Source organism: Pseudoxanthomonas winnipegensis (assembly GCF_004283755.1).
GTDB classification, from domain to species: Bacteria; Pseudomonadota; Gammaproteobacteria; order Xanthomonadales; family Xanthomonadaceae; genus Pseudoxanthomonas_A; species Pseudoxanthomonas_A winnipegensis.
This window is the reverse complement of sequence record NZ_SHMH01000003.1, coordinates 142,619-164,304: the sequence shown is the minus strand read 5'-3', so window position 1 is coordinate 164,304 and position 21,686 is coordinate 142,619. Positions and strand designations below refer to the sequence as shown.

Here is a 21,686-nt window from a genome sequence, read left to right as displayed (position 1 = left end):
CCCGCACCAGCGCCTTGCGGCGCGCGCCCGCGATGTGTCCTGCCTCCGCATTGGCCGAGCATACCGCCAGCGCCCTGCCCCGGATGGACGAGGCCCGGCTTGCGCCGGGCCGGTCGTTCGACCCTGACCACGCAGCGGTCAGAAGTCGTAGCGCACGCTGGCCTGCACCTGACGGGGCGCGCCGTAGAAGCCGGTCAGCACGCCGTAGGCGGCGATGTTGTAGCCGGTGGTGCGGTAGGCCTTGTCGGTCAGGTTGGTGCCCTGCAGCGACAGGCTCCAGGCGTCGTCGAGCTTCCAGATCACGCCGGCCGACAGCAGGCCGTAACCATCCTGGCGGATCTCCTTGGACAGGTCGGTGGTGGGCCAGACCTCGCTCTGGTAGCTGTAGGTGGCGCGTGCGGACAGGTTGCCGCCGCCGGCCAGATCGGTGCGCCACTCCACGTTCAGCGCGCCGGAGTACTTGGGCGCGTTGGTGAAGTACTGGGTCTTGGCGATGTTGACGCCGCCGCTCATGAACTCGTCGTACTTGGCATCCAGCCAGGCCAGGTTGCCGCTGATCAGCCAGTGCCGGCTCGGCAGGAACTGGTACTCCACCTCCACGCCCTGCACCGTGCCCTTGCCGGCGTTGGTGAAGTCGCCGAAGAAGCTATAGCTGCCGTTGGGCAACTGGTACTGGGTGAAGACCGAGAGCTGGATATCCTTGTACTTGTTGTAGAAGTAGGCCAGGTTGAGGAAGGCGCGGCCGTCCAGCAGCCCCATCTTGCTGCCGATCTCGTAGCTGTCCACCTGCTCGTCGTCGAAGGGCTGGCCCGAGCGCGGCACCGCGGTGGTGTTGGCGCGGATGTTGTAGCCGCCGGACTTGAAGCCGCGCGAGGCCGACACGTAGGCCATCAGGTCGGGCGTGAACTGGTAATCGACCGACAGCTTGGGCGAGACGTTCTTGAAGTTGACCGTCTTGTCGAAGTTGGCCGCCGTGCCCCAGGAGGTGGTGTAGCTGTCGCTGGTGTAGAAGCGGTTGAGGGCGATGGCGTGCTTGTCCTCGTCGGTGTAGCGCGCGCCGACGTCCAGCTTGAGCTTGTCGGTCAGATCGAAGGTCCAGTCCGCATACAGCGCCACGCTCTTGGTCAGCACCTTGCCCTGGGTGTCGCCGAACAGCGGATTGGTCAGCGACCTGGGCAGGTAGGGATTGGAGAAGTAGTTGCGGACCTGGCCACCGGCCTCGCCGTCGAAGTAGTACAGGCCCATGACCCCACGCGCGCGGCCGCCGCCATCATAGTTGGCCTGCAGCTCGTGGCTGACCTGCTGGTCGTAATAGTCGGCATGCACGTCGACCAGCTTCAGCGGGGTCTCGTCGAAGTCGATATTGGTATCGGTATCCGACTCGCGCTTGGCGATCACGTACTTGACCGCCCAGTCGGCGCTGGGCCGCCAGTTGAGCGTGGCCGAGGCGCCCTTGACCGTGGTGTCGTTGACGTTGGGCATGCCGCTGCGGATGTCGTAGCGGCTGGACAGCGGCGGATAGGCCGGTGCCAGCGGATTGGCCTTGAGCAGCTTGGCGCCGCGCACGCCGGACTGGTCGTCCAGCCAGTCCACCGCGAACTGCGCATCGAACTGCTCGTTGGCGAAGGCGCCCAGCTGGAAGCGCGCGGCGTTGATCTCCTTGTCGCTGACCTCCTGATCGTTGACCAGGTTCTTGCCGAAGCCGTCGCGGTTCATGCTGGCCACCGACAGCCGCGCGCGCAGCGCCTCGCTGCCGCCGATCGGGCCGCCGATGCCGCCCTTGAAGTCGAGCTGGTCGTAGTTGCCCACGGTCAGCTGGGCGTAGCCGTCCAGCTGCTTGGGCAGCTCGCGGCTGATGTACTTGATGGCGCCGCCGATGGTGTTCTTGCCGTACAGCGTGCCCTGCGGGCCGCGCAGCACCTCGATGCGGCCGACGTCGAACACGTCCAGCAGCGCGCCCTGCGGTCGGGCGATGTAGACATCGTCCAGGTAGATGCCCACGCCCGGATCCACGCCCCACAGCGGATCGGCCTGACCCACGCCGCGGATGTACACGGTCGCGGTGCTGGTGGAACCGCGCGCGGCATAGATGGTCAGGTTGGGCACCTGCGCATCGAGATCGCCGATGTCCTGGATGTTGAGCTTGTCCAGCGCCTGCGGGGTGAAGGCGGTCACCGCCACCGGCACTTCCTGCAGGGTCTCCTCGCGCTTGCGCGCGGTGACGGTGACCGCGTCGAGCGTGGTGGCCTTGGCGCCCTCGCTCGCCTGGCCAGGTTCGGTTTGCTGGGCCCAGGCGCCGCTGGCCGGCGTCATCAACAAGCCGGCGATCGCCAGGCACAGGTGCTTGCGCTTCATGGTCATTCCCCCCCTCCCCGGGTACGACCTCGCGGCGGGATCGCCGCAAGTTGGGCGCAACTCTAGGCACCGGCCGCAGGGCCATCACTTGTACCTTGGTACAGGAGCGCGTCCATGCGGCCGCTGCCGATACTCGCCCCGCGCAAGCCGTGTCCTGGCGGCTGGAGAGTGGTGCCATGTCGTTCCTGATCGTGCTGGCCGCGCTGTGCTTCCTGATGTTCGTGGCCTACCGCGGCTACAGCGTCATCCTGTTCGCACCGGTGGCCGCGCTCGGCGCGGTGCTGCTCACCGACGCCTCGTTGGTGGCGCCGATGTTCACCGGCCTGTTCATGGAGAAGATGGTCGGTTTCCTCAAGCTGTACTTTCCGGTGTTCCTGCTGGGCGCGGTGTTCGGCAAGCTGATCGAGATCTCGGGCTTCTCCAAGTCGATCGTGGCGGCCACCATCCGCGTGGTCGGCGCGCAGCGGGCGATGCTGTCGATCGTGCTGGTGTGCGCGCTGCTGACCTACGGCGGGGTGTCGCTGTTCGTGGTGGTGTTCGCCGTGTATCCCTTCGCCGCCGAGCTGTTCCGCCAGAGCGACATCCCCAAGCGGCTGATCCCCGGCACCATCGCGCTGGGCGCCTTCACCTTCACCATGGACGCGCTGCCCGGCACGCCGCAGATCCAGAACATCATCCCCACCGCGTTCTTCGGCACCACGGCCTGGGCCGCGCCGGTGCTGGGCACCCTCGGCGCGGTGTTCATCCTGGTGCTGGGCATGAGCTATCTGGAATGGCGCCGCCGCGCCGCCGCACGCGCCGGCGAGGGTTACGGCGGCGAGCTGCGCAACGAACCAGAACCCTTCAGGGGCGATCGCCTAGCCCACCCCCTGCTGGCGATCCTGCCGCTGCTGGTGGTGGGCGTGGCCAACTTCGCCTTCACCCGCTGGATCCCGCAGTGGTACGGCAGCAGCGCCTCGTTCGTGCCGGCGGTGATCGGCAACCCGGCGCCGGTGGTGCAGGAGGTCTCCAAGGTCGCCGCGATCTGGGCCGTGCAGGCCGCGCTGCTGTGCGGCATCGCCTGCGTGATCGCCTTCGCCTGGAGGCCGGTGCTGGCCAGCTTCGCCGAGGGCACCCGCTCGGCGATCGGCGGCGCGCTGCTGGCCTCGATGAACACCGCATCCGAATACGGCTTCGGCGCGGTGATCGCGGCGCTGCCGGGCTTCCTGGTGGTGGCCCACGGGCTGGGCGCGATCCCCAACCCGCTGGTCAACGAGGCCGTCTCGGTCACCGCGCTGGCCGGCATCACCGGCTCGGCCAGCGGCGGCATGAGCATCGCCCTGGCGGCAATGGCCGACAGCTTCATCGCCAACGCGCAGGCGGCCGGCATCCCGATGGAGGTGCTGCACCGCGTGGCCGCGATGGCCTCCGGCGGCATGGACACCCTGCCGCACAACGGCGCGGTGATCACCCTGCTGGCGGTCACCGGCCTGAGCCACCGCCAGTCCTACAAGGACGTGTTCGCCATCACCCTGGTCAAGACGCTGGCGGTGTTCGTGGTGATCGCCGCGTATTACCTCACCGGCTGGGTGTAGCCGGCGCCGGCGGCTGCGCCTCGGATCGACGACGCACCGCGCCGTCGGTCAGCACCCAGTCCGCCGCCAGCTCCAGCGTCCAGCCCGGCCCCTGGTTGCGGCCGTCCACCGCGCTGGCCGGTCCGGCCACCGTCGCGGACTTCCAGTCGCCGGCGAGCAGCACGCCGCGCTCGACCGTCAGCGTGCCCCAGTCGTCGCGGATGATCGCGTGCGGATAGACCGTGCCCTGCGGCGGCAGGGGGAACACGGTGCGCGGGTCGAACTCGATGCTCATGTGCACCAGCGGCAGCCGCAGCAGCGGGCCGTCCACCAGCTGCGCGCGCCACTGCGCGGCCTGCTGGTCGTGCGCCTCGCGGATCGTGGTTTCCTCGCGGCGGATCGCCTCCTCGCCGTAGCGCTGGCCGGCCACGGCGGGATCGGGCAGCGGCGGGTCGCCGGCGGCGTGCTGCAGCAGGGTTCCCAGGTCGCTGTCGGGCCGCAGGCCCTGGCGCCAGCCCGGCGCCAGCGCGTCCAGCAGCAGGCCATAGGCCGGCCCGGACGCATAGGCGAAGCTGCGCACATAGCCGCGCCTGTGGTCGTAGTCCTCCAGCGTGGCGATGGCCGACACGGCGGGATCGCCCGCGTCGCCGAGGCGGCGGCCGGTGTATTCGGCCAGCCCCTCGTTGATCTCCAGCGCGTTCTCGCGCACGGCCGCGTCCTCGAAACGCTGCCGCCGCCCGGCGCGGAACGCCAGCGCATCGGCGATGGCCGCCTGCCGCTGCGCGCCGCTGCTGCGCAGCGCTTGCGCCAGCGCGCGCCATTCCAGCCGCAGGCCGACGCGCCCGTCGAACTGGTCCAAATGCTCGGGCAGCGGCGCGACGGGCGGTGGCAGGCGCGCGGGCTGGATGCGATGGAACGCCTCGTGCATCAGCAGTTCGGCGCGGGCCTGCCGGCCCTGCGGGAGCGGCAGCTGCAGCATCGTCCAGCGCTGCCCGGCCCATTCGGTCGCGGTGTTGGCGATGCCGATGTCCGCCGGCAACTGGCCCACGAACACGCCGCGCCGTCGCTGCAGGCCCTGCCCGGGCACGTCGCGGTCCACGAATAGCGTGCGCGTGTCGCGCTCGACCAGCATGATCGGGCCGCACAGGCTCTGGCCCCACAGACGCGCATGGTCGCGCTGGCACAGCACCCGGTATTCGGCGATGGCCGCCGCGGCGGTCGCTGCCGGGTCGTCATGACCGTCAGCGGCGATCGGCAACGCCTGTACGGGGAAGATAGATGGCGCCAACGCCGCCAACGCCCAGCCAGCAAAGGGAACGGAACATCGCACGCAGATGCATCGGTGACTCCAGGGAAGTGGACGAGGCCGCCATCCCAGCGCCGCGCCGTATCGCCTCGATGCCCGGCCTGTATCGCCAGCGCCGATGGCGACACAATCCCGATACGTCTCCGCTTTATGAAAGGCGCATGGCAGGCAAGGACAACCGGATCGTTGTGGTCGAGGACGACGACAGCGTGCGCGAGGCCATCGTCGCCTACCTGGGCCGGCACGGCTTCGAGGTGCGCGGCACCGACGATGCCGCCGGCCTGGACGCGCTGCTCCAGCGCCAGCCGGCCGACCTGGTGATCCTGGACATCATGCTGCCGGGCGAGGACGGGCTGTCGATCTGCCGGCGCCTGAGCCAGGACGGCCCGCCGGTCCTGCTGCTCAGCGCGCTGGTCGAGGTGACCGACCGCGTCGTCGGCCTGGAGGTCGGCGCGTTCGACTACCTCGGCAAGCCCTTCGACCCGCGCGAACTGCTGGCCCGGGTGCGCGCCATCCTGCGCCGGCAGGCGCCGCGCGCCGCTCCGCCGACCAGTCCCTATCTGTTCTCCGGATGGGTGTTCGAGGCCGATGCCCATCGCCTGACCACGCCCGACGGCGCGACGCTCGCACTGACCGCCGGGGAATCCCGGATGCTGCTGGCCTTCGTCCGTCATCCCAGCCGCGTGCTCAGCCGCGACCGGCTGCTGGACCTGACCCACGAGGCGGCGGAAGGGCCGTTCGAACGCGCGATCGACCTAGCCGTCAGCCGCCTGCGCCGGCGCCTGGCCGCGGCCGGGGGCGCTGCGCTGATCGAGACCGTGCGCAGCCTCGGCTATCGCTTCCGCGCGCCGGTGACGCGGGGATGAGGCCGCCGCCCATCCTGGTGCAGGTGGCGGCGCTGGCGCTGGTCACCCTGCTGCTGGCCTTCGCCCTGTGCTTCGGCATCGTCCTGGCCACGCCCACGCCCGCACCCATCCGCATGAGCGTGCGCGAGGCCGCGGCCGCCCTCGACGGGCAGCACGGCGGCCGCTTCAGAATCGAGCCGCGTGCTGCGCCGCCCGGCTGTCCCCGCGTCGCGCCGGTGGAGGCGACGCTGGCGCAGGCCACGGGCACCCAGCCGGGGCGCGTACGGGCGTGCTGGCTGGACGCGGCGGGCGCGGGCAAGGCCAGCGGCAACGGGCAGAGCGTGGTCCTGGTCGGCGACCGCACCCTGCTGGTGGACAGCGACGCGCGCGGCTTCCAGATGCGCTACGACGCCGACGCGCGGGTCGGCATGGACACCTCGCTGCCCGCCTTCACCGCGGCGATCCAGGGCAACGACGGACGCTGGCGCACGCTGACGCCGATCGACCAGCGGCTGGCGGGCTGGCGGCTGCGGATGACGGCGGCGTTCGGCGTGGCGATGGCGCTGCTGGCGCTGCCGGTGTGGTTTGCCGCGAGGCGGCTCTCCCGGCCGATCCAGCGCCTGGCGCGGGCGGCGGCGATCAGCGACCTGGAGAGTGGAGCGGGCTTCCCACTCGACGGCCCCCCGGAGCTGCGCGCGGTCGGCGAGGCCATGAACGCCATGCACGCCCGCCTGGCCCGGCATGCCGGCGAACGCCTGCAGGCCTTCGCCGCCATCGCCCACGACCTGCGCACGCCGCTGACCGGCCTGCGCATCCGCGCCGAGCTCGTCCCCGGCGCCGACCGCCAGCGCATGATCGGCGACCTGGACCGCATGGCCGCCATGATCGAGCAGATGCTCGCCTACGCGCATGCCCAGGCACAGCCGGCGCGGCTGCAGCCGGTCGATCTCGACGCCCTGGTCGCGGGCATCGCGGCGGACCGGGTCTCGCTGGGTCAGGACGTCGCCCTCGTCCCGGCGAACCGGGATACGCGCCTCCAGGCCGACCCCACCACACTGCACCGCGCCATCGACAACCTGCTCGACAATGCGCTGCGCTTCGCCGGCAGCGCGCGCCTGGGCATCGAAGCCCACGCGGATCGGATCGACCTGCACATCGACGACGCAGGCCCCGGCATCCCGGAAGACCAGCTGGCCGGCATCACCACCCCGTTCAAGCGCCTGGAAAGCTCGCGCAGCCGCGCGACCGGCGGCGCCGGCCTGGGCCTGGCGATCGCCGAGCGCATCGCCGAAGCCCACGGCGGCCGGTTGCTCCTGGCCAACCGCACGCCGCACGGATTGCGCGCCACGCTCAGCCTGCCGCTGCGCTGAGGCCCGGACACGACGTCGCGTCCGTCGCCACCATCGGGCGCTACGGCTGCGCCGTGGTCTGGCCTTGCGCGTCCTCGGGCTTGGGCAGTTCGATGTCGCGCTCGAAGCAGGTGCGGCCCACGCCGTGCGCCCACTGCGCCTCGATCATCCAGGGCCGACGCGGGCGCTTGTCGGTGGTATCGGTCTCGAACGCCGCGCAGAGGCGCACGCGCTTCGGCCCCAGCGCGGTATAGCTGTAGGGCGCGGCACTCACTGGATCCTGCGTGGCGAGCCCAACGCCAGGCTGCGCCGCCATCTCAGCCAGGCTGGCCGGCAGGCGGCGGTGTTCCGTCGCATAGGCCTGGACGGCGGTGACGATGTCCTGCAGATCGCTCACCCGGCGCTGATCCATGCGTAGAGCGCGCTGATGCACCGGACCGCCGGTCAGGACGAAGCCCCCGACCACCGCGCCGATCGCCAGCAGGCCGCCGATCAGCAGCAGGCGACGCCCCAGCGGCAGCGCCGATGCGGCGCTGGCCTCGTCGCTGCGCAGATCGCGCAGGTAGTAGCCGAACACGCTTCCCGCGATCGCCGCCACCACCAGCACCTTCAGCAGGAAGCGCCAGGTGATCTCGCCCGACAGCAGGTTGTAGACCAGGGCCGTCATGTCGCCGATCAGGGTCAGCGTGCTGACGAACAAGGTCAGATAGGTCAGCCAGCGCCGCACCGGCGAGAGCCGCTTGATCGGCGCCTGGCGGATCTCGCGGTGCAGCCGCCCGGCCAGCCAGGCGAAGGCCGGGAAGGCGATCAGCAGCGCAGCGGTCGAAAAGCGCGTGCACGCGAAGAAATCCAGGCGCGCCCCGTTGTCGGCCGGATCCGGCAACGCGGCATTGATCATGTCGAACAGCAGGCTGCCCAGGTGATAGCAGAGGAAATACAGCAGCGAGAACAGCACCAGATACATGAAGGCGTCGCGCGCCGACAGCGACGCCCGCGGGCGCGGCACCGGCACGGGGAAATCGACCTCGGCATAGTCGTCCAGCACATTGGCCAGTTGCTCGGGCGACCAGCCCGCCTGCAGCAGCACCGCGCGGATGGCCTGCCGCGATTGCCCCGCCAGTAGCGCATCGCGCACGAAGCGATCCAGATCGGTCGATGTGCCCACGACGCTCCTTCCTTCCCTGCGCGAATGTCGCCGCACTCTAGCAGGGCGTCCTGCGCACACAAAAAAGCGCTTCGCTTGGGTGTGGGTGTGGGGGGCGTGAACCAGTTGAGACATGCGTGCGGCGGCGGTGCGCTGACTTCGCCAACCAGCCTCGACCCGGCCAGGCGTGGCTCCTCGGCTCGGTCCGCCATCTACGGCGGACTCGCCGCCGCGGGCCATCCCTGGCCCGCTCTCCGCACGCCCGCCCAGATCTAGGCGCTGCGGCGAATAGATCAGGACTTCTTCCAACTCGAAAGCGGCGAGCAAGCGCCCTTCCCCCTCCCTTTCGCCGCAGGCGAAGGGGAGGGCCGGGGTGGGGTCGGGGCTTTCCCGGTCAAGTCACCGAAGCAAGAGCACCCCTCCCCATCCCTCCCCTGCGCTGCGCGCAAGGGAGGGGGCTCAAACCGAAGTCCTGTGACCTGACGCGTGAGGCAGCGTTCCGGCGGGCGGGGGCCGCGCCTCGCGAGGCAGGAAGCCGAGCGCCTTAAATCAGGGCAGGATGCCCTGATTGAGGGAAAAGCGGCCCCAGCCCGCCGGAACGCTGCCCCTCCGAAGCCCACGACGGCCCACGCGCCACAATCCCTCGATCAAGCGGGAAACACCTCCAAAGAAAAAGGCGGGCCAAAGCCCGCCTTTCTCTAGTCAAGCGATTAGCCAACCGATTACTCGGTCACGCCCTCGCCTTCTTCCACGGCCTTCATGGACAGGCGGATGCGGCCCTGCTTGTCCACTTCCAGCACCTTGACCTTGACCACGTCGCCTTCCTTGAGCTTGTCGGAGACCTTCTCCACGCGCTCGGAGGAAATCTGCGAGACGTGCACCAGACCATCCTTGCCCGGGGCGATGGTCACGAACGCGCCGAAGTCCATCAGCTTGGCGACCTTGCCCTCGTAGATGCGGCCCGGCTCGATGTCCGAGGTGATCTGCTCGATGCGCGACTTGGCGGCCTGGCCGGCAGCGCCGTTGACCGAGGCGATGGTGATCGTGCCGTCGTCCTGGATGTCGATCTGCGTGCCGGTCTCCTTGGTGATCGCCTGGATGACCGAACCGCCCTTGCCGATCACTTCGCGGATCTTGTCGGGGTGGATCTTGATGGTGATCAGGCGCGGCGCGTAGTCCGACAGCTCGGCGCGCGGGCTGGTCAGGGCCTTGGACATCTCGCCGAGGATGTGCAGACGGCCGGCCTTGGCCTGCTCCAGCGCCTGCTTCATGATCTCTTCGGTGATGCCCTCGATCTTGATGTCCATCTGCAGCGCGGACACGCCCTCGGAGGTACCGGCGACCTTGAAGTCCATGTCGCCCAGGTGATCCTCGTCGCCCAGGATGTCGGACAGCACCACGAAGCGGTCGTCCTCCTTCACCAGGCCCATCGCGATACCGGCCACCGGCGCCTTGACCGGCACGCCGGCGTCCATCAGCGCCAGCGACGAGCCGCACACCGAGGCCATCGACGAGGAGCCGTTGGACTCGGTGATCTCCGAGACCACGCGGATGGTGTACGGGAACTCTTCCAGGGTCGGCATCACGGCCAGCACGCCGCGCTTGGCCAGACGGCCGTGGCCGATCTCGCGACGCTTCGGCGCGCCGAAGCGGCCGCACTCGCCCACCGAGTACGGCGGGAAGTTGTAATGGAACAGGAAGTTGTCCTTGTACTCGCCGCTGACCGCGTCGATCACCTGGCCATCGCGGGCGGTGCCCAGCGTGGTGACCACGATCGCCTGGGTCTCGCCGCGGGTGAACAGCGCCGAGCCGTGGGTGCGCGGCAGCACGCCGGCCTGCACGGAGATCGGGCGCACCGTATCCAGCGCGCGGCCGTCGATGCGGATCTTGGTGTCCAGCACCGAGTCGCGCATGGTGCGGTACTCGAGCTCGCCGAACTCCTTGGACAGCTCGGCCTTGTCCCAGCCTTCGGCCTCGACACGGCCGGCCAGGGCTTCGATGACGTCCTTCTTGATCGCGGCGATGGCGTCGCGGCGCTGCAGCTTGTCGCGCACCTGGAAGGCCTCGGCCAGCTTGCTGCCCACGGCTTCCTTCAGCGCCGAGATCAGCGCCTCGTTCTTGGCCGGGGCGACCCAGCTGGAAGGCTTGGTGCCGGCTTCGACGGTCAGCTCGTTGATCGCGTTGATCACCTTCTGCATCTCGCGATGGCCGAAGGTCACCGCGCCCAGCATCACTTCCTCGGACAGCAGCGCGGCCTCGGACTCGACCATCAGCACCGCGTTGGCGGTACCGGCCACGACCAGCTCCAGCTGCGAGTCCTTCAGCTCCGATACGGTCGGGTTGAGGATGTACTCACCATTCTTGTAGCCGACCTTGGCGGCGCCGATCGGACCCTTGAACGGGGTGCCGGCCAGCGACAGCGCGGCCGAGGCGCCGATCAGGGCGGCGATGTCGCCGTCGATCTCCGGGTTCAGCGACATCACCGTGGCGATGATCTGGACTTCGTTCTTGTAGTCCTCGGGGAACAGCGGACGGATCGGCCGGTCGATCAGGCGCGAGATCAGCGTCTCCTTCTCCGTGGCGCGGCCTTCGCGCTTGAAGAAGCCACCGGGGATGCGGCCGCCGGCGTAGAACTTCTCCTGGTAGTCCACCGTCAGCGGGAAGAAGTCCTGGCCCTCGCGCGCGCTCTTGGCGGCGACGGCGCTGACCAGCAGTACGGTGTCGTCCATCTTGACGATGACGGCACCGCTGGCCTGACGGGCGATCTCGCCGGTCTCGAGGGTGACGGTGTGTTTGCCGTACTGGAAGGTCTTGGTGATTTTTGCCACGTGGGTTTCCTAAGAGTCTCGAATCTGGTTGTCCCGGTCGACGGCCCCTGCCGTGCCCGGGCGGCCACCGTATGCGGCCATGTTGCAGTGCATCTTTTTCCGACGCCGGAAAAAACGAACCGCGGCGCATCACTGCGCCGCGGTCGGTCATCTGGTTTTAGCGACGCAGGCCCAGCTTCTCGATCAGGGCCTTGTAACGCGGGGCATCCTTGCGGTGCAGGTAGTCGAGCAGGCTGCGGCGGCGGTTGACCAGTTGCAGCAGGCCGCGACGGCTGTGGTGATCCTTCTTGTGGGTCTTGAAGTGCTCGGTCAGCATCTCGATGCGGGCGGTCAGCAGGGCGACCTGGACTTCCGGCGAGCCGGTGTCGTTGGCGCCGCGCTTGTTGTCTTCAATGACTTTCTGGGTGTCGATGGACATGTCGATTTCTCTTGGTTGATGCGCGACCTGCAGGAACGCGGGCTGTCCTCCGCGCGCACCGCCTGGTCCGCCGCTTGCAATGGTGAGTGAAGGCCGGGATCGGCCAAGGGCCTGAAAAGGCCGCGGTATTGTAGGGGCCAGCACCCGGTGGCACAAGGTTTCAGGCCGGTGACACCGCGCCGTCGGTCGGCCAGTTGAACAGTCGCTGGGGCGAAAGCAGCCCATCCTTGGACAGCTGTCCCATTCCCAGCACCTGGCCGGACTCGGCGAACACGGCCACGGTCCCGGCCGGGCCGGGCACGCCGGTCAGGCGCTGGCCCTGCCGCAGGCGCGCGGCGGCCTCGTCGGTCAGGTCGATGCGCGGCAGGCCGACCATGCCGGCCTCGACGGGCAGCAGGCAGGCCTGCAGGCTGCGCGGATCGCGCTCGGCCAGGGCCTCGAGCTGCTCCAGGGTCCACATGCGCGGCTCGCGGAACGGGTCGACCCACAGCCGGCGCAGCTGGGCCACGTGCGCGCCGCAGCCCAGCGCCTCGCCGAGGTCGCGCACCAGGCTGCGCACATAGGTGCCCGAGCCGCATTCGACATGCAGCCGCAGCAGCGGCTGGCCGGCGTCGAGCAGGTCGGCGGCCGACTGCAGTTCGAAGGCGCGCACGTAGACCGGGCGAGTCTCGACCTCCACCACCTCGCCGCGCCGGGCCTTGGCGTACAGCGGCTCACCGCCGCGCTTGAGCGCCGAATAGATCGGCGGGCGCTGCTGCAGGTGCCCGGTCAGCGCGCGCAGGGCCGCATCGAGGCGGTCGATCGGATAGGCCTGGACCGGCCGCTCGCGCAGCACCTGGCCTTCGGCATCGTCGGTGTCGGTGACCTGGCCCAGCCGGGCCACGGTGTCGTAGGCCTTGGCGGAACCCAGCAGGCTGCCGGCGATCTTGGTCGCCTCGCCGAAGCACAGCGGCATCAGGCCGGTGGCCAGCGGATCGAGCGCGCCGGTATGGCCGCCCTTCTCCGCGCCGAACAGGTGCCGGGCCCGCTGCAGGGCCTGGTTGGAGCTCATGCCGCCGGGCTTGTCCAGCAGCAGGATGCCGTCGACGCGGCGGAACTTGGTGCGCGGGCGCTGCGGGCGCTTGCCGCGCGGCTGGTCGGCGCGCGCCGAACCGCCGCGTCCGGCACCGTCGGCGTCCGGCATCGCGGCGGCGTCGGTGGCGGTCATCAGTCCTGGTCGGATCCGGATTCGGGCGGCAGCGGATTCTCGCGCAGCAGCGTCTCGATGCGCTCGCCGCGGTCGACCGAATCGTCGTAGTGGAAATGCAGTTCAGGCACGTGGCGCATCTTCACCGCACGCGCCAGGGCGTAGCGGATCTGCGGCGCCAGTTCCTTCAGGCCCTTGACCGCCTCGGTGGAGCGCTCGGGCATCAGGGCGGTGACGAACACCTTGGCGTGAGCCAGGTCGCGGGTGACTTCGACGTCGGACACGCTGACCGACGGCAGGCCGTGCTCGCGCACGGCTTCGTGCACCAGCGTGCCCAGCTCGCGGCGGAGCTGGGCGGAGACGCGGTCGGTGCGATGGAAGGATTTGGTCGGCATGGCAATCGAGCGATGCGGCGATCACGGCGCCTGCGCCGGCGGCGATTCCTGGAAGGAACCGCCGCGGCGCAGACGGGCGCGATCACAGCGTGCGCTGCACCTCGATGCGCTCGAAGCACTCGATCTGGTCGCCGGCCTTGACGTCGTTGTAGGCCTTCACGCCGATGCCGCACTCGGTGCCGTTGCGCACTTCGTCCACGTTCTCCTTGAAGCGGCGCAGCGATTCCAGCTCGCCCTCGAAGATGACCGTGTTGTCGCGCAGCACGCGGATCGGCTTGGAGCGCTTGACCACGCCCTCGATGACCATACAGCCGGCCACCGCGCCGAACTTGGAGCTGCGGAACACGTCGCGCACTTGGGCGATACCGATGATCTCCTCGCGGATCTCCACGCCCAGCAGACCGGACGCCACCTGCTTCACCTGGTCGATCACGTCATAGATGATCGAGAAGTAGCGCATGTCCACGCCATTGGCTTCGACGATGCGGCGGGCCGAGGCGTCGGCACGCACGTTGAAGCCGATGATCGTGGCCTTGGAGGCGACCGCCGAGTTGGCGTCCGACTCGGTGATGCCGCCCACGCCGGAGCTGATGATGTTGATGCGGATGTCTTCGTTGGACAGCGCCACCAGCGAATGGCGCAGCGCTTCCACCGAACCCTGCACGTCGGCCTTGACGATCAGGTTGAGGCTCAGCTGGCCCTCGCCCTTGCCCAGCTGGGCCATGATGTCTTCCATGCGGCTGCCGGCCGAGGCCACCAGGCGCGACTCGCGGCGCTTGGCATCGCGCTGCTGGGCCACGTCCTTGGCCAGGCGCTCGTCGTCGACGACCACGAAGTCGTCGCCCGCATCGGGCACGCCGGACAGGCCCAGGACCTGCACCGGGATCGACGGGCCGGCCGAGGCCGGCTGGCCGCCGGTCTCGTCGAACAGCGCGCGCACGCGGCCGTACTGGATGCCGCAGACCAGGTAGTCGCCCTTCTTGAGCAGGCCCTGCTGGACCAGCACGGTGGCGACCGGGCCACGGCCCTTGTCCAGCGAGGACTCGATGACCGTACCGGTGGCGCGGCCCTCGGGCACGGCGCGCAGTTCCAGCACCTCGGCCTGCAGGCTGATCGCATCCAGCAGCGCATCCACGCCCTGGCCGGTCTTGGCCGACAGCTCGATGAACTGGGTGTCGCCGCCGAATTCCTCGGCGACCACGTCGTGGGCCAGCAGCTCGTTCTTCACGCGCAGCGGGTCGGCGTCGGACTTGTCCATCTTGTTGATCGCCACGATCAGCGGCACGCCGGCCGCCTTGGCCTGCTGCACCGACTCGATCGTCTGCGGCATCACGCCATCGTCGGCGGCCACGACCAGGACCACGATGTCGGTCAGCTTGGCGCCGCGCGCACGCATGGCGGTGAACGCCGCATGGCCCGGGGTATCCAGGAAGCTGATGACGCCGTTGGCGGTCTCGACGTGGTAGGCGCCGATATGCTGGGTGATGCCGCCGGCCTCGCCGGTGGCGACCTTGGTGCGGCGGATGTAGTCCAGCAGCGAGGTCTTGCCGTGGTCGACGTGGCCCATGATGGTGACCACCGGCGGACGCGGGGCCTGATCGCCCTGCACTTCCTCGGTGTGGGCCAGCAGCGCGTCCTCGGCCGAATCGGTATTGGCCTTGACCACCTTGTGGCCCAGTTCCTCGGTGACCAGCGCGGCGGTGTCGTGGTCGATGGTCTGGGTGATGGTGGCCATCACGCCCATCTTGAACAGCGCCTTGACCACATCGCCGCCCTTGAGCGCGAGCCTCGAAGCCAGGTCGCCGACGCTGATCGCATCGCCGATGGCCACTTCGCGCACGACCGGCGCGGTCGGACGCTCGAACTGGTGGCTGCCCGAACCGCCGCGGCTCTGCTCGAGCTGGCGACGCGCCTTGGGCTTGCCGCGCGCGGCGCCACGACGGGCGCGGTCGGCGGCCGACAGGTGCAGCTGCCCGGCGAAGCGCTGGGTGCTGTCGTCGTCCTCAACGCCGGCGACCATCGCGTGCGAGCCGCGGGTCTTGTGCTTGGCCGCGGCCGCGCCGGCGCCACGCTCGGGCTCCTTGCGCGCCGGGGCCGGCGTGCTGCGCGGGGCGGCAGGCTTGGCCGGGACGCGGATCGAGGACATGCCGGCGATCGGGCCGTTACGCTCGTCGATAGGCGTGCGCGCCGGCGGGGCCGACGGCGCCGCCGGTTCCTCGGCGACCGCCTCCTCGTCCTCGGACTGCGCCTCGGCGCGGGCCTCGGCCTCTGCGGCGGCGCGCGCGGCGAGCTCTTCCTGGCGCTTGCGCTCGATTTCCTCGGCGCGCGCGCGGTCGACCTCGGCCAGACGCTGCTGTTCGGCCAGGTTGCGCTGGCGCGATTCTTCCAGCTTGCGCAGGATCTCGGCGCGCTCGTCGCCGCCGTTGGCGGCCGCGGCGCTGCCGGCGCGGCGCGCCTCGCTGGCCTGGGCCTCGGTCGGCTTGACGTAGGTGCGCTTCTGGCGCACCTCCACGGCCACGGTGGAGTTGCTGCGGCCGGACTTGACCGTCACTTCCTGCACCTTGCGGCGTGCCAGGGTGATCTTCCGCGAGGCCGCGGCCTCCTCGGTCTCACCGTCGGCCTTGCCGTGGGTGCGACGCAGGAAGCCGAGCAGCTTCATCTTTTCGGTGCTGGACACTTCCTGGTCGGGGCCACTGAACTTCATGCCGGCCTCGGCCAGCTGTTCGATCAGTTTTTCGACCGGCGTGTTGACCAGTTCGGCGAGCTTGCGGATGGTGGTTTGCTGCGACATTCGGATCCTATGATCTGGTTGGCGCCCCCTCGCCCAGAGCAAGGGAAACGCGAATTCTAAACCCTGAAGGATTCAGGGCGATGTTCATGGCCGGCTCATTCGCCACGCTCCAGGCGGGCGATCTCCTCGGCGCGGGCGGCCAGGATCAGCGCGGCGGCGTGGGCCTCGTCCATGCCCTCGATGCCGAACTCCATCACCTCATCGGCCGCCAGGTCCGACAGGTCCTCGCTGGTCCGCACTCCGTGCGAGGCCAGGGCGTAGGCGGTGGCCTCGTCCATGCCGTCCAGGGCCAGCAGGTCGGCCGACGGGCCGTCGCCCTCGGCGCTCTCCTCGGCGGCCAGCGCCTCGTTGAGCAGCGCGTCGCGGGCGCGGGCGCGCAGTTCCTCGACGATGTCCTCGTCGAAGCCCTCCACCGCCAGCAGCTCGCCGACCGGCACGTAGGCGATTTCCTCGACCGTGCTGAACCCTTCGGCGACCAGGATCTGCGCGATCTCCTCGTCCACTTCCAGCTTGTCCATGAACAGCTGGCGGGCCACGCCCTGCTCGGCCTCGGACTTGGCCGCGACCTGGTCCTGGGTCATCACGTTGAGCTGCCAGCCGGTCAGGCGGCTGGCCAGGCGCACGTTCTGGCCGCCCTTGCCGATGGCCTGGGCCAGGCGGTCCTCGGCCACGGCCAGATCCATCGAATGGCGGTCCTCGTCGACGATGATCGACTGGACCTCGGCCGGCGCCATCGCGTTGATGACGAAGTTGGCCGGGTTGTCGTTCCACAGCACGATGTCCACGCGCTCGCCGTTGAGCTCGTTGCTCACCGCCTGCACGCGCGAACCGCGCATGCCGATGCACGCGCCGATCGGATCGGTGCGGGTGTCGTGGGCCAGCACGGCGATCTTGGCGCGGTCGCCCGGATCGCGCGCGCAGGCCTTGATCTCGACCAGGCCCTGGCCCACTTCCGGCACTTCCAGCTTGAACAGCTCCATCATGAATTCCGGCGCGGCGCGGCTGATGAACAGCTGCGGGCCACGCGGCTCGGAACGCACGTCGAACAGGTAGCCGCGCACACGGTCGCCGGCGCGCAGCACGTCGCGCGGGATGCCCTTGTCCTTGGCGATGAAGGCCTCGGCGTTGCCGCCCAGGTCCACGTAGATGTTGCCGCGCTCGGCGCGCTTGACGATGCCGGTGACCAGCTCGCCGACGCGATCCTTCCACGCATCGACCACCTGCGCGCGCTCGGCCTCGCGCACGCGCTGCACGATGACCTGCTTGGCGGCCTGGGCGGCGATGCGGCCGAAATCGGGGTTCTCGATCTGCTCCTCGATGTAGTCGCCCACCTCGACGCCTTCGGCCTCGTCGACCGCGTCCATCAGGCGGATCTGGCGATCGGGCGACTCCATGACCACATCGTCGGCCACCACTTCCCAGCGGCGGAAGGTCTCGTAGGTGCCGTCCTTCTGGTCGATGGACACGCGTACCAGCACGTCCTGGTCGGGATAGCGCTTCTTGGCGGCGGACGCCAACGCGGCCTCAATGGCCTCGAAGATCACCTCACGCGGCACGCCTTTTTCGTTGGCGACCGCATCCACCACCAGCAACAATTCCTTACTCATCTATCACTCCGAGCGCGACCACGCGGGCCGTCGTTGGGTTGGGTTGGTATCAATGCACTTGCTTGGGCGCGGCAGGCTTCTTCTTGCCCTTGCCGGCACCCACGTCTTTCTTCTTCGGCTGCGGCGCCAGGCCCAGCGCGACCCAGTCGGGCATCAGCCGGGCCTTGTCCAGGTTGTCGCCGGCGATGGTCATCTGCTGGTTGTCGAAGGCCAGCGTGATCGCCTCGCCCTCGACCGCCACGATGCGGCCCTGCAGCCGGCGGCGTCCGTCCTGCGGCAGCTTCAGCACGACCTTGGCCTCCTCGCCGATGAAGCGCGCGAACTGCGCCGCGGTGAACAGCGGACGGTCCACGCCGGGCGAGGACACTTCGAGCGTGTAGTTGCCGCTGATCGGGTCCTCCACGTCCAACTGGGCCGAGACCTCGCGGCTGACCGCCTCGCAGTCGTCGATGTTGACCACGCGCGTCTCGCGCTCGGCCTCGAGCACGTCGATGTACAGGCGCAGCGTGGCGTTGCCGGTGGCCGGCAGGTATTCCACGCCCAGCAGCTCGAGGCCCAAGGCCTGAACGGTGGGCTGCAGCAGCTGTGCGATCTCGGTGGCCTTGTCGCTCACGTGGCGGAAGTCTCGTCGTAATGCGTTTTTCAGAAACGGAAAAGGGCCCAATGGGCCCTTTTCCGATGACGCTGGATGTAGAAACGGGAACAAGCGTTTCTACGAGCCCAGGCTCCTGGCGATCGAAGCGGACTTCGATGCCGGAAACTTGGTAGCGGGGGCAGGATTTGAACCTGCGACCTTCGGGTTATGAGCCCGACGAGCTGCCAGACTGCTCCACCCCGCAGCAGAAGCGGAATTATGAAGAATCAGCGGGATTTATGCAAGCCCTGAAACTTCTTTTGTATCAAATGCCGAAAGCGGCTTTGCACCAGGTCATCACCGGATTCCAGGCGATTCCCAGCACCAGCAGACCCAGTGCATTGACACCAAACACCACGGGGACCAGTTTACCTGAACGCGGCATCGGAAGGGAACCCACCGGCTCATCGAAATACATCACCTTGATCACGCGCAGGTAGTAGAACGCGCCGATCACCGCGCACACCACGCCTACCAGCGCCAGCCACATCAGGTCGCCGTTGACCGCGGCGCGCAGCACCACTAGCTTGGCCCAGAAGCCCAGGAACGGCGGCACGCCGGCCAGCGAGGCCATCACGCACAGCACCATGCCGGCCATCCACGGACTGCGCGCGCTCAGGCCCTTGAAGTCATCGATCGTGTCGGCCTCGAAGCCGGCGCGCGAGAGCACCAGGATCGCGCCGAACGAGGCCGCCGACATCAGCGCATAAGCGATGCCGTAGAACAGTGCCGCCGCATAGCCTTCCGCGCCGCCGCCGGCCAGGCCTAGGATCAGGAAGCCCACGTGCGACACGGTCGAATACGCCAGCATGCGCTTGAGGTTGGTCTGGGCGATGGCCACCACGTTGCCGATCACCAGCGACAGCGTCGCCAGGGCGGCCATCAGCAGATGCCACTGCGGCTGGGTCGGGCCCACGCCCTGCTCCAGCACGCGATAGGCCATGGCGAAGGCCGCCAGCTTGGGGCCGGAGCTGATGAATAGCGTGATCGGAGTCGGCGCGCCCTGGTAGACGTCAGGCAGCCACATGTGGAACGGCGCGGCGCCCAGCTTGAAGGCGATGCCGCAGACCATGAACACCATGCCGGTCAGCAGCATCGGGCGATCGGTGATGCCGGCGATCGCGCCGTTGATCTGGGCCAGGTCCAGCGAACCGGTGGCGCCGTACACCAACGACATGCCGTACAGCAGCAGACCCGAGGCGATCGAGCCGAGCACGATGTACTTCATCGCCGCTTCGGTGGACAGGCCGTTGTCGCGGTTCATGCCGACCATCGCGTACGAGCACAGCGACAGCAGCTCCAGGCCCAGGTAGACCATGACCAGGCTGCCGGCCGAGACCAGCATCATCATGCCGGCGGTGGCGAACAGCACCAGCACCGGCAGCTCGCCCGGATAGAGATTGCGCTCGCGCAGGTAAGGCCAGCCGTAGATCAGCGACAGGCCCGAGACCAGCACGATCGCGGCCTTGGTCACATCGGCCAGGGCATCGCGCACGAACATGCCGTGGAAGACGTGGGCCGGGCCCTGCGAGAGGTCCACACCGCTGTGGCTGACCAGCAGGACGAAGGTCACCGCCAGCACCAGCAGGGTCAGGCCATGGGTGATGGCGCGGCGGCGCGCGTCCAGGAACACGTCCAGGATCAGCAGCGCGAAGGCGCCGGCGACGACGACCAGTTCCGGGATGATCGGCAACAGGTCGGTGACGGGGGCGGAAGGAAGCATTGGAGCGGCCATGGCGTGAAGTCCTTACAGCTTGCTGGTGGCGAGCTGCATCGCCAGTTGCGCGATCGAAGGTTCCAGCAGGTCGGTCAGCGGCTTGGGATAGACACCCAGCGCCAGCGTGCCGGCCGCGAACACCCCCAGCACCAGCGCCTCGCGCCAGTTGATGTCGGTCAGCTCGGCCACGTGGCTGTTGGCGACCTCGCCGTACAGCACGCGCTTGACCAGCCACAGCGTGTAGCCGGCGCCGATGATCAGGGTCAGCGCGGCGATGAAGGCGATGTAGGGATGCTTCTGGAAGCTGGCCAGGATGACCATGAACTCGCCGACGAAGCCGCTGGTGCCCGGCAGGCCGGAGTTGGCCATGCCGAAGAACACGAAGAACACCGCGAACCACGGCATCACATTGGCCACGCCGCCGTAGTCCTTGATCATGCGCGTGTGCATGCGGTCGTAGACCACGCCTACGCAGGAGAACATCGCGCCGGAGACGAAGCCGTGCGAGATCATCTGCACCATCGCGCCCTGCAGGCCCAGGCGCGCCGCATCGACGTTGTCGTAGTCGCGCAGCAGGCCCGAGGCGATGAAGGTGCCCAGGGTCACGAAGCCCATGTGCGAGACCGACGAATAGGCGATCAGCTTCTTCATGTCCTCCTGGACCAGCGCCACCAGGCCGACGTAGACCACGCCGATCAGCGACAGCACGATGACCAGCGTGCCCCACTCGTGCGCCGCATCGGGCGTGATGGGCAGCGAGAAGCGCAGGAAGCCGTAGCCACCGATCTTCAGCATGATCGCCGCCAGGATCACCGAACCGGCGGTCGGCGCCTCCACGTGCGCGTCCGGCAGCCAGGTGTGGACCGGGAACATCGGCACCTTGACCGCGAAGGCGATCAGGAAGGCGAAGAACAGCCAGGTCTGCTCCTTGGCGGTCAGCGGCAGCACGTACAGGTCGGCGAACTGGAAGCTGGCATGACCCAGCTGGCCACCCTTGATGTACAGGTAGACCAGGCCGACCAGCATCAGCACCGAGCCGAGGAAGGTGTACAGGAAGAACTTGACCGAGGCGTAGATGCGGCGCGGGCCGCCCCAGACACCGATGATCAGGAACATCGGGATCAGCATCGCCTCGAAGAACACGTAGAACAGCATCGCGTCGGTGGCGCAGAACACGCCGACCATCATGCCCTCGAGCATCAGGAAGGCGGCCACGTACTGGTTGACGCGCTTGTCCACCGCCGTCCAGGCGCCGATCAGCGCCAGCACCGTGGTCAGCGTGGTCAGCACGATCAGCGAGACCGAGATGCCGTCGGCGCCCAGGGCGTACCAGATGTCGAAGGCCGGCACCCAGGCGTGCTTCTCGACGAACTGCATGTCCGCACTGCCCCACTGGAAGTGGATCAGCAGCGGCAGGCTCGCCAGGAAGGTCAGCAGGGCCACGACCAGCGCCAGCCAGCGGGCGGCCTGGGCGCGGCCGGTGCCCATCGCCAGTGCCAGGGCACCGCCGAGGATCGGCAGCCAGATCAGAATGCTCAGCAAGTTCGACACGTGTTCG

General features: G+C 68.8%; 15 protein-coding genes and 1 tRNA gene. 3 read left to right on the top strand and 13 right to left on the bottom strand.

The window, feature by feature from the left end:
• Positions 1-138 precede the first annotated feature (138 nt).
• Complete coding sequence (locus tag EAT51_RS07005; RefSeq protein WP_130519461.1) at positions 139-2,355, bottom strand: TonB-dependent receptor; 2,217 nt, start codon at positions 2,353-2,355, stop codon at positions 139-141.
• A gap of 176 nt (positions 2,356-2,531) precedes the next feature.
• Between EAT51_RS07005 and EAT51_RS07000 the strand changes: the two genes are divergently transcribed.
• Positions 2,532-3,929 (top strand): GntP family permease, encoded by a 1,398-nt coding sequence (locus EAT51_RS07000; protein ID WP_130519459.1) that lies wholly within the window; start codon positions 2,532-2,534, stop codon positions 3,927-3,929.
• Here EAT51_RS07000 and EAT51_RS06995 read toward each other — a convergent pair.
• On the bottom strand, positions 3,913-5,166 hold the full coding sequence (locus EAT51_RS06995) for a hypothetical protein (protein WP_205953578.1): 1,254 nt from the start codon (positions 5,164-5,166) through the stop codon (positions 3,913-3,915). The two genes, EAT51_RS07000 and EAT51_RS06995, sit on opposite strands and share 17 nt — an antisense overlap.
• 209 nt (positions 5,167-5,375) lie before the next feature.
• Here EAT51_RS06995 and EAT51_RS06990 point away from each other — a divergent pair, with 209 nt between their 5' ends.
• Together EAT51_RS06990 and EAT51_RS06985 are read left to right on the top strand one after the other, a co-directional pair.
• Positions 5,376-6,080, top strand: a complete 705-nt coding sequence (locus tag EAT51_RS06990; protein WP_130519457.1) for a response regulator — start codon at positions 5,376-5,378, stop codon at positions 6,078-6,080.
• A complete protein-coding gene (locus EAT51_RS06985; RefSeq protein WP_130519455.1) occupies positions 6,077-7,429 on the top strand; it encodes a sensor histidine kinase in 1,353 nt (450 codons plus the stop codon). The genes EAT51_RS06990 and EAT51_RS06985 overlap by 4 nt, the downstream gene beginning before the upstream one ends.
• A gap of 40 nt (positions 7,430-7,469) precedes the next feature.
• Here the strand turns inward: EAT51_RS06985 and EAT51_RS20410 are convergent, their stop codons facing one another.
• The 11 genes from EAT51_RS20410 to EAT51_RS06930 form a co-directional block, all read right to left on the bottom strand.
• The gene (locus EAT51_RS20410) at positions 7,470-8,573 is read right to left on the bottom strand and encodes a DUF5671 domain-containing protein (protein WP_205953577.1); all 1,104 of its coding nucleotides are present in this window, start codon (positions 8,571-8,573) and stop codon (positions 7,470-7,472) included.
• A gap of 701 nt (positions 8,574-9,274) precedes the next feature.
• Positions 9,275-11,380 (bottom strand): polyribonucleotide nucleotidyltransferase, encoded by a 2,106-nt coding sequence (gene pnp / locus EAT51_RS06975; protein WP_130519453.1) that lies wholly within the window; start codon positions 11,378-11,380, stop codon positions 9,275-9,277.
• Positions 11,381-11,537: 157 nt separating this feature from the next.
• Positions 11,538-11,798 (bottom strand): 30S ribosomal protein S15, encoded by a 261-nt coding sequence (gene rpsO / locus EAT51_RS06970; RefSeq protein WP_130519451.1) that lies wholly within the window; start codon positions 11,796-11,798, stop codon positions 11,538-11,540.
• Positions 11,799-11,958: 160 nt separating this feature from the next.
• Entirely contained in the window at positions 11,959-13,005 is a 1,047-nt protein-coding gene (gene truB, locus EAT51_RS06965; protein ID WP_130519448.1) for a tRNA pseudouridine(55) synthase TruB, read from the bottom strand.
• Positions 13,005-13,379, bottom strand: a complete 375-nt coding sequence (rbfA, locus tag EAT51_RS06960) for a 30S ribosome-binding factor RbfA (protein WP_165402894.1) — start codon at positions 13,377-13,379, stop codon at positions 13,005-13,007. The genes truB and rbfA overlap by 1 nt, the downstream gene beginning before the upstream one ends.
• A gap of 82 nt (positions 13,380-13,461) precedes the next feature.
• Complete coding sequence (gene infB / locus EAT51_RS06955; RefSeq protein ID WP_165422021.1) at positions 13,462-16,170, bottom strand: translation initiation factor IF-2; 2,709 nt, start codon at positions 16,168-16,170, stop codon at positions 13,462-13,464.
• 95 nt (positions 16,171-16,265) lie between these two features.
• Positions 16,266-17,777: a transcription termination factor NusA gene (gene nusA, locus EAT51_RS06950; RefSeq protein WP_130519442.1), complete on the bottom strand. Its 1,512-nt coding sequence runs from the start codon at positions 17,775-17,777 to the stop codon at positions 16,266-16,268.
• Positions 17,778-17,826: 49 nt separating this feature from the next.
• The gene (gene rimP, locus EAT51_RS06945; protein ID WP_130519440.1) at positions 17,827-18,390 is read right to left on the bottom strand and encodes a ribosome maturation factor RimP; all 564 of its coding nucleotides are present in this window, start codon (positions 18,388-18,390) and stop codon (positions 17,827-17,829) included.
• Between the two features lie 149 nt (positions 18,391-18,539).
• Positions 18,540-18,616, bottom strand: a tRNA-Met gene (locus tag EAT51_RS06940).
• Between the two features lie 60 nt (positions 18,617-18,676).
• Positions 18,677-20,146 carry an NADH-quinone oxidoreductase subunit NuoN gene (nuoN, locus tag EAT51_RS06935; protein ID WP_130521774.1) on the bottom strand — a complete coding sequence of 490 codons (1,470 nt, stop codon included), beginning with the start codon at positions 20,144-20,146 and terminating at the stop codon, positions 18,677-18,679.
• 12 nt (positions 20,147-20,158) lie between these two features.
• Positions 20,159-21,679 carry an NADH-quinone oxidoreductase subunit M gene (locus EAT51_RS06930; RefSeq protein WP_130521775.1) on the bottom strand — a complete coding sequence of 507 codons (1,521 nt, stop codon included), beginning with the start codon at positions 21,677-21,679 and terminating at the stop codon, positions 20,159-20,161.
• Positions 21,680-21,686: the final 7 nt, after the last annotated feature.

Coding starts and splice junctions, on each gene's coding strand:
- EAT51_RS07005 (WP_130519461.1), bottom strand. CDS start 2,355: ATGAAGCGCAAGCACCTGTGCCTGGCGATCGCCGGCTTGTTGATGACG.
- EAT51_RS07000 (WP_130519459.1), top strand. CDS start 2,532: ATGTCGTTCCTGATCGTGCTGGCCGCGCTGTGCTTCCTGATGTTCGTG.
- EAT51_RS06990 (WP_130519457.1), top strand. CDS start 5,376: ATGGCAGGCAAGGACAACCGGATCGTTGTGGTCGAGGACGACGACAGC.
- EAT51_RS06985 (WP_130519455.1), top strand. CDS start 6,077: ATGAGGCCGCCGCCCATCCTGGTGCAGGTGGCGGCGCTGGCGCTGGTC.
- rpsO (WP_130519451.1), bottom strand. CDS start 11,798: ATGTCCATCGACACCCAGAAAGTCATTGAAGACAACAAGCGCGGCGCC.
- truB (WP_130519448.1), bottom strand. CDS start 13,005: ATGACCGCCACCGACGCCGCCGCGATGCCGGACGCCGACGGTGCCGGA.
- rbfA (WP_165402894.1), bottom strand. CDS start 13,379: ATGCCGACCAAATCCTTCCATCGCACCGACCGCGTCTCCGCCCAGCTC.
- infB (WP_165422021.1), bottom strand. CDS start 16,170: ATGTCGCAGCAAACCACCATCCGCAAGCTCGCCGAACTGGTCAACACG.
- nusA (WP_130519442.1), bottom strand. CDS start 17,777: ATGAGTAAGGAATTGTTGCTGGTGGTGGATGCGGTCGCCAACGAAAAA.
- nuoN (WP_130521774.1), bottom strand. CDS start 20,146: ATGGCCGCTCCAATGCTTCCTTCCGCCCCCGTCACCGACCTGTTGCCG.